The sequence below is a fragment of the Bacteroidota bacterium genome, from assembly GCA_018266755.1.
Lineage (GTDB): Bacteria > Bacteroidota > Ignavibacteria > Palsa-1295 > Palsa-1295 > JAFDZW01.
On record JAFDZW010000005.1, the window covers coordinates 1,484,324 to 1,500,312 of the forward strand.

At 54.5% G+C, this 15,989-nt stretch carries 11 protein-coding genes; 3 read left to right on the forward strand and 8 right to left on the reverse strand.

All coding sequences use genetic code 11. The features are described from left to right. Positions 1–73: 73 nt before the first annotated feature. The 7 genes from JSS75_10925 to JSS75_10955 all read right to left on the reverse strand — a co-directional run bounded on the left by JSS75_10925 (position 74) and on the right by JSS75_10955 (position 7,617). Positions 74–910 (reverse strand): hypothetical protein, encoded by an 837-nt coding sequence (locus JSS75_10925; protein ID MBS1904208.1) that lies wholly within the window; start codon positions 908–910, stop codon positions 74–76. Positions 911–1,289: 379 nt separating this feature from the next. Further along, positions 1,290–2,294 (reverse strand): hypothetical protein, encoded by a 1,005-nt coding sequence (locus JSS75_10930; GenBank protein ID MBS1904209.1) that lies wholly within the window; start codon positions 2,292–2,294, stop codon positions 1,290–1,292. Between the two features lie 26 nt (positions 2,295–2,320). Next, positions 2,321–3,268: a DGQHR domain-containing protein gene (locus tag JSS75_10935; GenBank protein ID MBS1904210.1), complete on the reverse strand. Its 948-nt coding sequence runs from the start codon at positions 3,266–3,268 to the stop codon at positions 2,321–2,323. A gap of 452 nt (positions 3,269–3,720) precedes the next feature. Continuing rightward, a complete protein-coding gene (locus JSS75_10940) occupies positions 3,721–4,131 on the reverse strand; it encodes a group III truncated hemoglobin (protein ID MBS1904211.1) in 411 nt (136 codons plus the stop codon). A gap of 734 nt (positions 4,132–4,865) precedes the next feature. Then, positions 4,866–6,272 (reverse strand): F0F1 ATP synthase subunit beta, encoded by a 1,407-nt coding sequence (gene atpD / locus JSS75_10945; GenBank protein ID MBS1904212.1) that lies wholly within the window; start codon positions 6,270–6,272, stop codon positions 4,866–4,868. An 83-nt stretch (positions 6,273–6,355) separates the two neighbouring features. Continuing rightward, a complete protein-coding gene (locus JSS75_10950) occupies positions 6,356–6,991 on the reverse strand; it encodes a hypothetical protein (protein MBS1904213.1) in 636 nt (211 codons plus the stop codon). A gap of 14 nt (positions 6,992–7,005) precedes the next feature. Next, entirely contained in the window at positions 7,006–7,617 is a 612-nt protein-coding gene (locus JSS75_10955) for a hypothetical protein (GenBank protein MBS1904214.1), read from the reverse strand. Between the two features lie 1,916 nt (positions 7,618–9,533). Between JSS75_10955 and JSS75_10960 the strand changes: the two genes are divergently transcribed. The 3 genes from JSS75_10960 to JSS75_10970 all read left to right on the forward strand — a co-directional run bounded on the left by JSS75_10960 (position 9,534) and on the right by JSS75_10970 (position 13,867). Beyond that, positions 9,534–11,879, forward strand: coding sequence for a carboxypeptidase-like regulatory domain-containing protein (locus JSS75_10960; GenBank protein ID MBS1904215.1), 2,346 nt, complete (start codon positions 9,534–9,536; stop codon positions 11,877–11,879). 13 nt (positions 11,880–11,892) lie between these two features. Next, on the forward strand, positions 11,893–12,861 hold the full coding sequence (locus JSS75_10965; GenBank protein MBS1904216.1) for a M23 family metallopeptidase: 969 nt from the start codon (positions 11,893–11,895) through the stop codon (positions 12,859–12,861). Between the two features lie 70 nt (positions 12,862–12,931). Next, on the forward strand, positions 12,932–13,867 hold the full coding sequence (locus tag JSS75_10970; GenBank protein ID MBS1904217.1) for a sugar kinase: 936 nt from the start codon (positions 12,932–12,934) through the stop codon (positions 13,865–13,867). A gap of 270 nt (positions 13,868–14,137) precedes the next feature. On the opposite strand, the gene JSS75_10975 is transcribed toward JSS75_10970, so the two are convergent. Continuing rightward, positions 14,138–15,766, reverse strand: coding sequence for a trypsin-like peptidase domain-containing protein (locus tag JSS75_10975; protein MBS1904218.1), 1,629 nt, complete (start codon positions 15,764–15,766; stop codon positions 14,138–14,140). Positions 15,767–15,989: the final 223 nt, after the last annotated feature.

Sequence of the window (15,989 nt, forward strand, 5' to 3'; positions counted from 1 at the left end):
TTACATTTTACATCGTACATTTTACATTCCCCGCGCGAAGCGCGAATCGCCGGGCACCCTCCGCCGCAACGCATTATGCTGCAAGAGCTTCACTATACACACTCCGCCTTACGTGCTCCTCATCGTACTGATCTTCGTACTCATGCTCGCTCTCATCGGTGCCCTCATCGTCCGCACCGTCATCATCGAGATGCACGCCAACACCGCGACGGTAGCTTTCGCCATACCCGTCGCCGTCATCGACGTACTTCCCGACATACTTCTCGCGCTCGGCGCTCTTTTCGTCGCTATCGTCGAGTCGCTTCGCGTCCTCGCCCGCACGATCGAGCATGACTAAGCGGTACGTGTCTCCCCTCAGTTGTTCTTCGCGCGTGAAGCGCACTACTCTGGCGACGATCCCCATCAGTTTCCCCATCCACCCGCGTTCGTAGCGGCCTGCCGTCACTTGGCGCGAACCCAACTGCTGCGCAAAGACGATCACCGTCACGTTCATTTCCGCTGCCCACCGCAGCAGCAGGAATAGCAACCGTTCGCGCGTGCGCGCATCCTTCGCCGCGAACTCCCACGAGTTGATGACGACCGTCCCGATGTTGAGCCTCGGGTCCTCCAGCAGCGCCATGATCGCCTGATGATCGCTCGGGACCTCGCCGACGCGCGAATGCAGCAGCGCGAACGTCTTGCGCGCCTGACCCACGAACTCCGGGCCCACCGCCTCGGCGCACGCCTCGTCGAATTTGTAGCTCGACTGAAACGCATTGATGAACAGCACCGCCCGCTCCGGCTGCGCCTTCGCGATCTCATAGGCCACCCGAACGCTCGTCACCGCGTTCTCGCCCACCGTATCGCCCAAACAAAGATTGATCTCATGCGGGACGATGTCCCCCTTGCGAATTATGTTCTGCGTAGTCATATCGTGTTGATAGAATTGTGAATGTTACAAACATACATCCAAATATGTATTTTTGTTCTAACAAATCACAATATATCAACCCATATTATATATTATTCAGCAAATTGGCACCTCACGAACCTATTGATAAGCAATATATTTATCAAATCAGTACAGCCAAGCCCGATACGGAAGATGTGTATTTGGTGGGAGGCGAAGATTTAATATTGCGGGCACCTATGGAGCCGACTCCCCCACCCGTTGCGGGAGGGGGTTGGGGGGTGGGGCATTCATCTCTGCCCCGGCAGGGGCGATGTACTCCTAGCCCAGGGTGGAGGCCGAAGGCCGGAACCCTGGGTAGATCACGGACTACCGGTGTGGAGGGTTGCCACCCCGCGAGCTAGTAGGTTTTTGACATAACAAGCAAGTTGGCACTCGGTTGAGACATGCTTGACTTGTATTTCGACCTCTTCAGCTCCCACCTTGAGTCGATGAGACGCCGATCAAGAAGCTCCGAATAGAGTTGGCGGGTGAGCAGAAATAGCGTATTTGCGAAAGCGTACAGAAACCCGACATGGCTTTCGATAGATGTCTTTTTCACTGGTGAACATCCGACCTCGGCCGCAGTAATAGTAGCCAATAATTCAGCCATAGTCGCAGCACGCCAGTTCGTAGTGAGCTTTCGAACATTCACCAATGACTTTCGCTCAACCTGTCGGTAAATATACCCCGGCCAATAGTTTGCACGATTTCTAAGCTCGGATGGCCAACTGTAGTTGCCATACATGCTATGAAGAACCTTACTTGTCAAGAAATCGAGGATCCGTTTCTCCTCTTGATTTCCGGCCCCGGAATTCACGTTTACTGACTCAAGATATGAGAAGAGTGCGTTCCATACGGCGTCGTGAACTCTACCCATCGTTGATTTCTTAAGTAAATACTCCACTGTGCCGTCGCTCGGTGGAGTCAATCGCTTGAAATGATACGCACCCGCTCCCGCACTTTTGCTAGGTCCGCCGGTTACAAGGAGCGCCAAATCAGAAGCTTCGTTTTTGTTGACATAGGTAATCGGCGACCCAACAAGACGCAAGAGAGTCTGTGCGCAGTAGAACGAGAAGTAGTAGACGGTAACGATATTCCATGCGTCACTTCGTACACCCGACCCAGAGCTGAAGCCAAAGACTTCTTGAAGGTGCTCGAAGCACCCATTTGTTAGCAGTTCGACATCAACCAACAAGTGGCGAGCGAGCCCGACTGAATCAGCTGAGATAGAATAGCCTGATGAAGTGCCGGATCGTACAGTATAGCTTCCCTTTTTCGCCAGTAACCACTCCTTGAACCCCGAGCGTTCGTCAAGTCGCAAATGGCAGGCAGACGCGAAAGTGGTCAACAAGTCCTCGCGCATCTTAATGTAACTGGGGCCAATTGGGATCATATCATGTCTTCGCTCACCTCGAGTTGACCTGCGAGCGCACCGTGGAGCACTTTTAGTATGGGCCCCTTGCTCACGCTGGTCTTTCCTCCAGTCGGTACACTCTCCAAATCAATATTTGAAATCGGTGCCAACACATCCTTCAAAGACGATTCCTTATAGTTCTTGTGTTTCTCTCGCGACGCTCTCAATACCTCTGGCAAGAACTCGCAGAATGCTTCAAAGTATGCTTGCTTTCTTAGCAACAAGGGATTCCTTAGAGTCTCCTCGACAGATCTGAAGTAATTCAAGAAAAGCACGAACTGCTTTTGCTTCCCCAACTGAATCACGACCTCATTCCCAAGCAACGCTTTGAAGGCTCTGTTGAAAGTCACCCTCGATATCCTACCCCGGGCTGATGTAAACGGGCTCAAATAGCCGACGAAAGGGGATCGTGCGTCCGCGTTGAAATCGTCGAAGAATTTACGTAGCGTTGACTCGTCCTCGGTTTCCTGTTGCGCAACCTGCTTGATGTCAAGAAGCAGCGCTGCAGGAACGCCACGCTGATTAGTATTAATGTCAATGAAGAGGCTAGCTTCCTCCTGCCTAGAAAGCCCCACATAGATAGCGACAGGGACTCGATGCTTCTTCTTGGTGAAACTGTACCCCCAAAGCCTATGCTGGCCGTCAAGAACAAGAAATCCTTTCTCGACTTTCTTGTAACGAACCGACTTGTTCTTCGAATCGTACTCGAACTCCGCTGATGGCTGCGCAGATAGCACAATGTTTGTTGGGATGGAGCCCCGCGAATCATCAAGGTATTTAGCGATGTCTCTGGCCCTCTCCTCGCTAAGGTTGCGTTGGAACCCTTCAATCGGGTCATCCTGACGCCTTGCCACGTAGCAGTACGGAAATATGCTCTCCACGGGCATCGTAGCAAAGTAGAACTTCTGCTTGTTCTGAATCAACTGAAGTGCCGGAAAGGAAAATCGAGAGCGTGGTTGTCGTGCATCTCTCGGAGTGGGCTCATCAATCTGATCGGTACTGTTGCGAATGTGTTTTGGCATTGCGGGCGTTCATGTAATGGTTGTTGGAGTAGGTTGTCCTCTTGAGCCAACAGTTGTCGGCCTCTCCCAAGAAGCAACGGTGATCATGGTAACCGTAGATACTCCGCCGACATCTAAGCACAAATATAACTCACTCGGATCTCAAGTCGCAAAATCCCAATTATTCAGACTCTGCAAACAGTCCCCAGAGAGAACCCAAGTGTGGTGATTTGGCGCTAGAGATGCGCAACAAGCGCATGATTCGGCAGATCCAAACTTCTTGCGATCTTATCCAGCGCGTCGGCGCTGACGTTTACGTTGCCGCGTTCGAGGTTGCTGGTGGTGTTCGGGCTCGGATGCGATCGGACCGCGAGCTACTCCGTCATGCGGAACATCTCGGGCCGGTCGAGGCTCCGGTCTTCTTCGACGCGGTGTTGCATGACGGCGGCGATCTGCCGCGCCCGCGCAAGCGCGAAGTCGGCTTTGGGTCCGTCGAAGTGTTCGGCGATCGTTTGCTGCCAGAGCGCGAGCCAGCGCTCGAAGTGCGTGGGCAACAAGCGTTCGCGTTTGTCGAGCTCGAGGTGTTTGCGCATCGGGTTGCGGCGGTAGGCGCCGGAGTTCAGGAGGATCGAACCCCAAAAGTCGTTCATGATCGGGATGTGCTCGTCCCACGAGAGCGCGACGACGTCGGTAAAGAGATAGCCGATGACGTCATCGACGACGACTTTTTTGTAGAACGCATCGACAAGCTCGGCGACGTCGGTTTGGGTCAGAATATCGTGCATGGCAGTTCGTCCGCGCGCGCAGCGCGCAACGGCCAATGCTAAACAGTTGGGCGCCAACATATATTCATGGGGTGGGTGTGTTTGGTTTTTGAATGCTTATCACACCAGTCATTCTGAGCGAAGCGAAGAATCCCTTCAGGATTGCCTCAATAGTTCGTACAGACCGAAACGGGACGGACTGAGAGTCCGTCCTACTTCTTCGCCCCAACACGTCATTCTGAGCAACGCGAAGAATCCCTTTCGGTTTGCCTCAATAGTTCGTACAGACCGAAACGGGGACGGACTGAGAGTCCGTCCTACTGGCTTGGGCATGCTGCGTTGCATGAAGGGATTCTTCGCGGAGTTTACACTGAGCACAGCGAATGTGCTCAGAATGACACGTGTGGGGGAGATTGCGGCTTCGCCGCATTGAGTCCGGCAGGACGGCCACATGCGTAGCCCACGAATTCATTCGTGGGCGGAGGTTCGGGGCAGGACCGAATGTTTGTGGTTGCCGAAAGAGCACGGACTAAGAGTCCGTGCCACCGGGGACGGACTGAGAGTCCGTCCTACTTCTTCGCCCCAACACGTCATTCTGAGCAACGCGAAGAATCCCTTTCGGTTTGCCTCGACCTTCCGTACACTCCTGAAGGGATTCTTCGCTTCGCTCAGAATGACACGTGTTGGGGAAGTTTTACCAATAAAAAAGGCGGGTGGTGGCCCGCCTTTTGTAGACTTTGTCGGATCGACGTCGATTAGACTTCGATGGTCTTTGCTTTTTCGAAGACGTCCTCGATGGTGCCGACCATGTGGAAGGCTTGCTCGGGGAGGTCGTCGCATCCGCCGTCGAGGATCATCTTGAACGAGCGGATGGTGTCTTCGAGCTTCACGTACTTGCCCTGCAAGCCGGTGAACTGCTCGGCCACGAAGAACGGCTGTGAAAGGAATTTCTGCACTTTGCGTGCGCGCTTGACGATCGTCTTGTCCTCGTCGGAGAGTTCGTCCATGCCGAGGATGTTGATGATGTCCTGCAGGTCTTTGTACTGCTGCAAAATGTTCTGCACGCCGCGCGCGACGGCGTAGTGCTCTTCGCCGACGACGTCGGGGCTCAGGATGCGGCTCGTGGAATCGAGCGGATCCACGGCCGGGTAGATACCGAGTTCGGAGATCGCACGCGAGAGCACGGTCGTTGCATCCAAGTGGCTGAACGCCGTTGCCGGTGCGGGATCGGTCAAATCGTCAGCCGGCACGTAGATGGCCTGCACCGATGTGATCGAACCCTTCTTCGTCGAGGTGATGCGCTCCTGCAACTGCCCCATCTCTGAAGCGAGCGTCGGCTGGTACCCCACGGCGCTCGGCATACGGCCAAGCAGAGCGGATACTTCGGAGCCTGCCTGCGTGAAACGGAAAATGTTGTCGATGAAGAGCAGCACGTCTTTGCCTTCTTCGTCGCGGAAGTATTCGGCGAATGTCAAAGCCGTAAGGCCGACGCGCTGGCGCGCTCCGGGCGGCTCGTTCATCTGTCCGAAGACGAGCACGGTCTTATCGAGCACGCCGCCTTCGCTCATTTCGAGGTAGAGGTCGTTTCCTTCGCGCGTACGTTCGCCCACGCCGCCGAAGACCGAATAACCGCCGTGGTGCATGGCGATGTTATGGATGAGCTCCATGATCACGACCGTCTTGCCGACGCCGGCGCCACCGAAGAGGCCCGTCTTACCGCCTTTGGAATAGGGCTCGAGCAGATCGATCACCTTGATGCCCGTTTCGAGAATCTCGGCTTTGGTCGAGAGGTCTTCGAACTTCGGCGGATCGCGGTGGATGCTCCAGGAAAATTTCGAATCGATCTGCGCGCCGCCGTCGATCGTCTGGCCCACGACGTTGATCAGGCGTCCGAGCGAGTTCGGGCCGACCGGCACCGAGATCGGCGCGCCGGTATCGAAGGCCGACATGCCGCGGACGAGACCGTCGGTCGAGTCCATCGCAACGGCGCGGACGCGGTCCTCGCCCAAGTGCTGCTGCACTTCGACGATCAGGTCTTCCTGCTTGCCGTCGGCGTTGGTGCGGGGTACCTTGATAGCGTTGAGAATAGCCGGAAGCTGGCCGTCCTTGAAGTCGATATCGAGAACGGGGCCGATAACCTGCGCAATAGTGCCTTGATTCATACGATTATGGGGCGATAGAAGCGTGATATTTTCAGACCGATGTAAACAGCCATCCGGTGGAGAGGGTTTCGGCAGTACGGCCCCTACTGAATATGGTACTCCGAAAGGACCTGCGCTACCCCTCGATGCGTCGAATCCATCAGCTCCACCATCCCGATATTCTTGGCATAGTAAAATTCGTACATCGTGGGCTGGGCGTTCGGTATGCCGGGGTAGTATTCCCATAGTTCGAGCTGCAGTACATCGCTGTAGGTATGACCTCCGGCCGTGAACGAGGGCAACAACGCAATCGTCGTGTACTCCCAGCGGCGCGCATTGGGGTTGGCTGTGGTGTCCGAGATCTCGGTCCAACTGGCGCCGATACGCGTATCGAGGAATATGCCTTCGCGTACGGGGAGCGAGAGCACTTCGTAGAGCGAGTTCTCGTCGCTGCGAAAGTACGACTGCGAGACGAACGACGTACTGTTGTTCGGAGGCAAAAAGGTCACCGAGTCCTGCAAGATATGATAAATGCGCCCTTCGAGCACCGTATCGCCGAGCATCGTGCGATAGGTTGTATTCCCTGCCGCCATCGTATAGACCCACGTGCTCCCGGCGCCCGATGGCAAGAAGACGCCCGCATCCGGCGACTGTTCCGGCGATGTCGTCGAGCGGCAACCGACGGATGCGATGAGTACGCCCGTGAGGATCAGGATGCAAACGCTACTGAGTCGGGTCATAACGATCGATAGAGTTATTGGATATGGTAGTCAAGCAGCGATTCGGTCGTATCGCCATTGATAATACGCAGCGTTTCGCCGATCCCGCGAGCAAAATACTGTGTACCGATCACCGTATCCCGGACGCCGCCTTTTGTCGTGTACGCGACCCAGGTGAGCGCAAGGTTATTCGCATACGATTTGCCGTTGATGCTCATCGAGCCCTTCACGGGTGTCGAGCGGAACGCCCCGTTGACGAGCGAGTCCTGCAGCTTCAGCGTCGATCCCCAATTGAGATTCGGCGTTTCGTCGAGGATCAATCCTTCGGAGAGCGGGTGACGTTGTTTGTCGAAGTACAGCGTAAAGTACGACGAATCTTCGCGCCGGTAGTAGAGTGTATCGTTCTTGTCGTACTCGTAGATGCGGGTGTATTCTTTGTTACGGATCGTAACCAAACCTCGGACCGCACGCGTCGAGGTGCTGTCGTGGGTCTTGTAGCGCCACCACGTACCGGAAGTCATCGGAAAATGTTCGGTGCCGAGCACGGTGTTGTCGGTCGGCGAATTACTGTCCGAACATGCAGCAAGCAAGAAACAACACCCCACCGCGGCGATCACCGCCGCAACAAACGACCTATTGTGTTTCATCGTGACAATAGAGGAATGAACACTGCTCGTTGAACTACAACCTCATGCGGGTATTAGTGCCATTGTTCGATCAGACGGAGAAGGGCAAATTGGTTCTCTCGATCCTAAACTGATGTCGACCTCATACATTGTGCGTTAGAACTTTAATACTCGGATGCAGAGCCGTCGGTTGAACCGGCTGACCGACGAGTTTAGCATGAAGTCAGAGAACATACACGGAGTTATAGCCGTCCACTTCTATCACCACAACTTCACATAGATTCACTCGTCGGTTCGTAGCATCCAAGCAATGACCGCAGGAGCGCCCCTCGATTTAGAGTCACGAAGATTTATTTAACAGAGATCTAACATGGGCAGTAGCAACGTAGAGGAATGGTATGTGAAAGAAAGAATGAGAATTCCTCTTATCATCGAGTCTACTCGCAATCTAATCCTTGCTGACCTCATTCAATTTACGTGGTACATTAGGATCGAGGTGGTTGAACTCTCGGACAAGAAGAAAAATAAAATACTTTACATAATGTTCTGCGCTTCAAAAACACAAGTTTATCAAAGGAGCCCAATTCAACCATTGATCAGCTCATAAAATTTCATTTCTTGGAAAATTTATGCAGAAAAACCCACTCAGTTCATGAACCCCGTATTTTGTGCCATAGTTATTAAATATGGGTACTTTCGGGTGCCTCGTAAAATAACAGAGTCGGACAAACCCCACGGGATGCCCGACTCAGTCCTTAAATAGGGGTAGGGTGTAACTTTTCACTGGAACGCCCTCTCCCAATCTTAGAAAGGTAATGTTTATGGCAGCATTGTTAGTAACCTATGACCTAAGGAATCCAGGCCAAGATTATAAAGACTTTCATGAAGTCATCAAATCGTATCCCTGGATCGAGCTATCAGAATCGTCTTATGGAATTGCAACCTCGTCATCGCCCGACACCGTCTGGGAGCGATTGCAGCCATACACTGACGCAAATGATAGTGTTGCCATCATCCGGCTGACACGGCCATACCAAGGGTGGCACAATCAACCTGTCTGGGACTTTCTAAATAAGAACGTCCAATGACGGGCTTGCCGTAGCACTGGCGAAGGGCTTGGACTATGAACTCCAAGCCCTTTCCCTTGTCCAAGGAAGTAGGCTTTAATATCCTCTTCCCTTACTCAACAAAGATACGGATTGTCGTTCTTTAGTCCAAATCATTTGTAATTAAAAAATAGTACAGCTTCAGTTCCCGAAACGTTGATGTAGAGATACACAGGCACGTTCATCTCAAAACTCATACTCAAATGACAGACATTACGCTCATCGACGCGCTACACAATGCTAAAATTATCCAAGAGAGTTCTACCACCTTAATGACAACTCTTGGCGACAGTGGACTTAAAAAAGAGAGTCCGCTTTTCCAGTCAATTCATTACGAGGTCCTCAAAGTACAGAACTGCGCGAATTCGCTCGTCTCAATACTAACTCTAGCTAATGGCGAGAAAGGGCTCGGCTAAACTATGGGAGTATTTGACAAAGTGGGTGGTGCAACTATCGCCGAAATCGACGCAATGTCCGAGGAGGATATGATTGCGGAAATAGAAACAATCGCCAAGTTTTACAGCACCGGTGACCCAAGACACGCTTTCGCTGTAAATATGTTGCTCCAGCGACGAAACGATAGGCTAACCAGAAGGATGCTACGCGTTGCAATTATTACGCTGGCCGTATCACTCATTGCACTTTTGATTTCTTTTATGAACCACACAGCAAGCCATTGCTGAGTTACAATTTTGTCCCCACATACCCGAACTCACACTTGAATTAGGAAGCTACCCCCCCATGCTGCATTTTACCCTCCCGCGAAACCTGTGTTGGCGGGGTGCGTGAGAGTATGGAATGTATCATCATTCTCTTTCATTTTCTTGCCACATGAGAACACGCGTGTTATTGTTACTCCTCTTGATTGTGGCGGCGGCGCAGCTCGATGTGTATGCGCAACCTGTCGTGCGGCTGAGCGGGACGATTACCGATGCGCATACGCACGAAGTGTTGCCACGCGCATCGGTCGCCATCCTCGGCACACGCAGCGGGACGATCGCCAATAGCGACGGCAAGTACTCACTCGCGCTCACAGCCGGTTCGACGGTACGCTTGCGCATCAGTTCGCTCTCGTACCGGCCGGATACCATCACGATCTCGATCGCTGCCGACACCCGCCGCGACATCGAGCTTACCCCATACCCCGCAGAACTCGAGACCGTCGTCGTCACCTCCGACGCATCGCGCGAACAAGCGCGCAAGATCATGCGCGAGGTGATCCGGCGCAAAAAACTCTGGCGCGACTGCTTGCACAGCTATCAATGCACGGCGTACTCACGCTGGAACATGCGCACGATCAGCGGCGACGACACAACGGTTCGCTCGGTAGTCGAATCGAACGCCGACGGCTATTGGCGTTCGGACAAAGGGCTATACGAACGGGTAACCGCACGTCGCCAGACCGCGAACTTCCCGGCCGAAGCAAACCAGTTCAGCCTCGGCGAGATCATGAATTTCTACGACAACCGGATCGACTTCGACGAGTTCAGCCTGACCACGCCGGTCGCCGACGATGCATTCTCGTCCTACGATTATGATCTCGTCGGGACGGGAACGGTCGGCAACTCGCCGGTCTGGAAGATTCGGCTCTATCCGGGCGTTGCATCCGAAGCATTTGACGGCGTCGTCTGGATCGATCAGATCGACTACTCGATCGCATATCTCGACCTGACGCCAAGCGCCGCCGTCAAACTCGGACCGATGAAAGATATTCGCTTGCAGCAAACATTCGATCTGTTTCGCGATACGTTTTGGATGCCGGTGAATTTGCGCTCGCAGGTGACCTTCAAGCTCGATCTGCCGTTCGTGCCGCAGTTCAAGCTCGAACTCATCACACTTATAAAAGACTATTCGATCAACACGTCGATCCCCGACTCGATGTTTATCGGCCCACGACACCGCGCGGCGCCGCAAGCCGACTCGACGAGCAAGACTGTCTTCGAGGAATCGCGGCCGATCCCACTGGCAACCGACGAAGCCAAGGCGTACCACACGATCGACAGCTCGGTCGCAGCCCACAAGTCCGATTCCTCGGGCGGCGGATTCTCGCTACTCGACGTGCTCTCGTTTCTCGATATTCCTCGGTACGATCAGATCGAAGGCTTCCGATTCGGGATTGCACAGTCCGTCAAGCCGCTCGACTCCTGGCCGCTTACGCTTAGCGGCGCGCTTGCGTATGGGCTTCGCGATAAGCAGTGGAAATACGATGTCGGCTTGCGGCAAGGGCTGATCTGGAAGACACAAAAGCGATCGGTGTTTACGGGTTCGCTCAGCGGCGAATTCTCGGGCGAGTACAAAGACGTGCAGGATGTATGGCTATGGCTATCGGCACACTACTTCGACGATCTCGCTGCGCGTGGCGATGCGTACTCATCCGTCGAAACCTCGATCACGTCGCTTATTTACAAACGCGATTACCAGCAGTTCTACCGTCACAAGGGCTTCAGTGTTGGTCTCGACGGCAGTCCGGTAAGCGGATTGCAGCCCTCGCTCACGTATCGGAACGAGAACATTTGGGATGCCGACTCGCTCCGGCTCGTCAACGACAGCATACCCTCGCAGAAGCACACGAACGCAACGCTTGCGTTATCGCTCGGGTATGACATTCCGGTGCACGGCATGTCGATCGAACTCGGAGCGACGCTCACGACTGCATCGCACGGACTTGGCAGCGACTATGCGTTCACGACCGCACAGGTCGATCTGTCGGCCTCAAAGCGGCTTGGCGGATGGGGCGTGATGCAGATCACGGGTCTCTATCAAACAACGCTTGCGGGGGGATTGCCGCGATGGAATCTGCTCTATTTCGAAACGCGCGACGAGTTCTTTTCGAAATTCGATCACATCCGCGGGATGAAGCCGTTCGAGTTTATGGGCGACCGAATCTGGTCGGTCGATATCGATCATAACTTCTACGATCTGCCCACGCGGCTGCTGGGGTTGAATTTCCTCGATCCGCTGAATCTGCAGTGGCGGGTACATGCGGCGATTGCTGCGACAAGCATCACGCACTCGGCAACCGCACCCGCCGCCACGACGGGAGAGCGCCCGTACACCGAGATCGGCTTCGGCGTCGGGAACATCTATCACATTATCAATCTGGATGCGACGTGGCGGCTCGACCACAAAACAGGTTCGGACTTCTACCCGTCAGTAAATTTGCAGTTTGTGTTCTAACGGTTGTGACACTATGAAACTGCATTCCGGTATCTTCCTTGCCTTCGTGCTGTGGGCGGGAATTGCATTCGGCCAGAGCGAGCCGCCGGCGTATCATCACGTCGCCGAGCGCATCGTGGCGGCCTTCAACAACGATCAGTTTATCGCCCTTCCCGAACTCTGCGCGGAGAATCTGAAAGACCAATTGGTCAGCGCCAGGATCGTCAAACTCTTTAAAGACCTGAAAGCCGAACAAGATGCGATACTTTCCTGGGAGTACGAGTATCGCCGTGGTTCGTATGCGTACTATAAGATATTATTCGCACGGTCGGTCTGGTCGTTGCGCTTCTTACTCAATGGGGAAAACCTGATCACTTCCATCACGATGATGCCGCGCCTTGCCTCGCAAACGAACACCGTGCATAATCTCACCCCGATGTCGCTTCCGTTCGAAGGGCAATGGCATGTGATCTGGGGTGGCGATACGCCGGAGCAAAACCGGATGCATCTGCAATCGAATTCGCAGAAGAACGCATTCGACGTGAACATCGTCGATTCGACGGGCCGATCGTACAAAACAACCGGGCGAACGAACGACGACTATTTTGCATTCGGTCGGCCGATACTTGCACCGTGCGATGCCGTGGTGGTCGAGGCGGTTGACGGCGTGCGAGATAATCCGCCGGGTGCGACAAACTATCTGCATCCGGGAGGGAATACGGTTGTTCTGCAGACAACCAACGGCGAGTATATTTATCTGACGCATCTGAGGCAGTACTCGCTCATGGTCACCGAAGGCGACGAAGTCCGCCGCGGACAGCTCGTCGCCTCCTGCGGCAACTCCGGCAATTCGTCCGAGCCCCAACTGCACATGAACCTGCAGAACTCCGATCTGAGCACGGCGACCGGCATCAAATGCTACTTCGATTCGATCGTCGTCGGGGGAACACTCCTGCGCAATTATTCGCCTGTGCGCGGCGACGAGATACAAAACCCGCGCTGAAGCCCACCGTTGGCGTATTTTTGCACCCGAATCGTAACGCTCGAACTCTTATTCCTATTTATTACTACGGATGTCAGTACTTGTAGTTGGCACTTTGGCGGTTGATACGCTCGAAACTCCGTTCGCAACGAAAGAACGCGCACTCGGCGGCAGCGCAACATATATCTCACTGGCGGCGAACTACTTCGTGCCGGGCGACGGTGTCGCGATCGTCAGCGTCGTCGGCGAGGATTTTCCCGAGCACGGATGGAATCTGCTCAAAGGCCGCAAGTTCGATCTCGATGGCGTTGAAGTGGTCAAAGGCGGAAAAACATTCTTCTGGCACGGCCGCTATCACTACGACATGAACACGCGCGATACGCTTGTCACCGAGCTCAACGTACTCGCCGACTTCAAGCCGCAAGTCCCGGCGCACGCCGCCTCGCCGGAGTTTCTGGTCCTCGGAAATGTCGCACCGGATCTGCAAGCGGATGTCATCAAGCAACTGCGCACACAGCCGAAGCTGATCGTGCTCGACACGATGAACTTCTGGATCACCGGCGCGCTCGACGCTCTAATGAGTACGCTCTCGCAGGTCAACGCTCTTGTGCTCAACGATAGCGAGGCCCGGTTACTGGTCGAACATCCGAGCTTAATCGTCTGCGGCCGCAAGCTTCAGTCGATGCTCTCGCCGAACGGTACACGCATCGTCATCATCAAAAAGGGCGAGCACGGAGCGCTGTTGTTCTATGACGACAAATTCTTTTCGGCTCCGAGCTTCCCGCTCGAAGACATCTTCGACCCCACCGGGGCCGGCGATACGTTCATGGGCGGCTTCGTCGGGTACCTTGCGAAGCGAGGTACCGTGACGTACGAGGATGCAAAACGCGCCGTGATCTATGGCACGGTGCTGGCAAGTTACTGCTGTTCGAAGTTCTCGACGGAAGGTATCGAGCAGTTGAATATGTCCGATGTCTACGAGCGCTTCCTGCAATTGCGCGAGCTCTCGACATTTGAAGAGGAATAACATCCAGAATTTGGATTGCTCGGATAGGGCCAGCACTATGTGTCATTCTGAACGGAGCGTAGCGATGTCAGGAATCCGGACAAGTTGTATTCTATAAGCGACAGGTGTCTGAAATCGCAGCCAAACCAGATTCTTCCTTCGTCGCAATGACACCAGCCCCTGCACGACAATCACAGACACCCCCCAGCCCGACGAATTCAAGTTCAGACAAAAAAAAGAGCCGGCCATTGGCCGGCTCTTTCGTATAATCAAGAATGATCGTTCGCTTCGTCAGTCATTCGGCAGTTTGATCGAGATCCAACGCGAATCTCCGGCTGCCGTTTTGACCGTCAATCCGACAGCAAGGCCCTTACAGCCCTTCAACAGTTTTTCGAAGTCGTTGACGTTCTTAATGCTCGTCGTCGTCGTCTTCACACGAAGTTTCGTGATCACCGCATTCGTCCCGAGACCGCGATCGTATGCTTCGGACGCAGGATCGATACGGGAGATAAAGACACCGCCGTCGGTGCCGAACTTCTCCTTCTCGTTGGACGTCAGGTTGCGCACGGTCATGCCGATGTCATCGAACGTTGCAGAGGTCTTTTCTGGTACGGCAGCGTCGTTGTCGTCCGTGTTGTCGTTATTCTTATCGTTCGATGCAAGGTCTTCGGTTCTCGGCTTGAGCTTGACGTTGACGTCGAACTCCTTGCCGTCGCGCCACATGTGCAGCTTGACGTTATCGCCCGCATGATGCAGTGCGATCTGACCCTGCAGTTGGTTCGCTTCGCCGACTTCCTGGCCGTCAACCGACAGAATCACGTCGTTTTGCTTCAGACCCGCAGCTTCGCCCGCGCCGCCTTTGACGACATCCTCGATGCGTACGCCGCGCGGTGAGCTCAGGCCGAGCGCTTCGGCTTCCGTGGCATCGACGCCTTTGATCGTTACGCCGATATACCCACGGTTGACCTTGCCGTTACGAATGAGATCGATCGCAACGGTCTTTGCCAGATTGACCGGGATCGCAAACCCGTAGCCGGCGAACATACCGGTCCGTGTAGCGATAGCGGCGTTGATCCCAACGACCTGGCCCTTCACGTTGAAGAGACCGCCGCCCGAGTTACCCGGGTTGATCGCCGCATCGGTCTGAATGAAATTCGTGATCGAGTAATTACCCTTCGACGAACGCGAGGCGCCCTCCTGGGGCAGGTCGAGCTGACGGCCGAGCGAGCTGACAATACCTTTCGTTACGGTCGATTCCAACCCAAGCGGATTGCCGACCGCGAGCACCCAATCGCCGACCTGCACATCGTCGCTATTGCCGAGCGCAGCGGCCGTAAGGCCCGTTGCGTCGATCTTCACGACGGCGAGATCGGTCGTCGGGTCCGTGCCGACAACCCTGCCGTCGAACGTACGCTTGTCGGTTAGTTTAATCGTGAGGCCGCCTTTCTTTGCGGCATCGGCGACAACGTGATTGTTTGTCAGGATGTAGCCGTCGCTGGTGATAATCACACCGGATCCAAGCCCTTCCTGCGGACCTTGCTGGCCGAACGGATCGAATCCGTCCCCCTCATCGTCATCTCCCTGGCCCGGGAAATTGTGGAAGAAGAACTTGAACGGGTTGCTCGGGTCCATCTGTCCGCCGCCATTGCCCGAGCTCTTCTTTTTCGGAGCTTCGGTTTTGATATGAATGGAAACAACGGATGGCTGGATCGCTTTGGAAAGCGCACGGAAGGCTGTGTTCATGTTCTGGAGCGCCGAAGCATCCGGAACGTTCGGCGTCGGTCCGCCGAGTTGCACCGGATCGCCGGCACCGAAGGCGAGATTGAGCTTCGACACACCGCCGAAGGCCACGACGATGCCCAAGCCCATCAGCACGCCGAACGCAACCATCATGAACGGTCGTACTGTCAATTTCTTCATTTGCATAGTTCGTTGATTCTCCTTGGATAAATTCTACGCTCCGCGGTACGCACGGAACGTATCAATTCAATTAAACGAGGGGCGTTTCTGGAAGTTTCAGAGCTGATCTTCACCACGCGGCTCCGGTGGAAACGGCATCGGTAACCGTCATTCTGAGCCTGAGCAAAGCGAAGGGGAAGAATCCCTTGATGAAACCCTGCGAGGCTCCGCCAAAGGGATTCTT

Excerpts from the sequence above, each read along its gene's own strand:
- JSS75_10925 (MBS1904208.1), bottom strand. The coding sequence starts at position 910 with ATGACTACGCAGAACATAATTCGCAAGGGGGACATCGTCCCGCATGAG.
- JSS75_10930 (MBS1904209.1), bottom strand. The coding sequence starts at position 2,294 with ATGCGCGAGGACTTGTTGACCACTTTCGCGTCTGCCTGCCATTTGCGA.
- JSS75_10940 (MBS1904211.1), bottom strand. The coding sequence starts at position 4,131 with ATGCACGATATTCTGACCCAAACCGACGTCGCCGAGCTTGTCGATGCG.
- atpD (MBS1904212.1), bottom strand. The coding sequence starts at position 6,272 with ATGAATCAAGGCACTATTGCGCAGGTTATCGGCCCCGTTCTCGATATC.
- JSS75_10950 (MBS1904213.1), bottom strand. The coding sequence starts at position 6,991 with ATGACCCGACTCAGTAGCGTTTGCATCCTGATCCTCACGGGCGTACTC.
- JSS75_10955 (MBS1904214.1), bottom strand. The coding sequence starts at position 7,617 with ATGAAACACAATAGGTCGTTTGTTGCGGCGGTGATCGCCGCGGTGGGG.
- JSS75_10960 (MBS1904215.1), top strand. The coding sequence starts at position 9,534 with ATGAGAACACGCGTGTTATTGTTACTCCTCTTGATTGTGGCGGCGGCG.
- JSS75_10965 (MBS1904216.1), top strand. The coding sequence starts at position 11,893 with ATGAAACTGCATTCCGGTATCTTCCTTGCCTTCGTGCTGTGGGCGGGA.
- JSS75_10970 (MBS1904217.1), top strand. The coding sequence starts at position 12,932 with ATGTCAGTACTTGTAGTTGGCACTTTGGCGGTTGATACGCTCGAAACT.
- JSS75_10975 (MBS1904218.1), bottom strand. The coding sequence starts at position 15,766 with ATGAAGAAATTGACAGTACGACCGTTCATGATGGTTGCGTTCGGCGTG.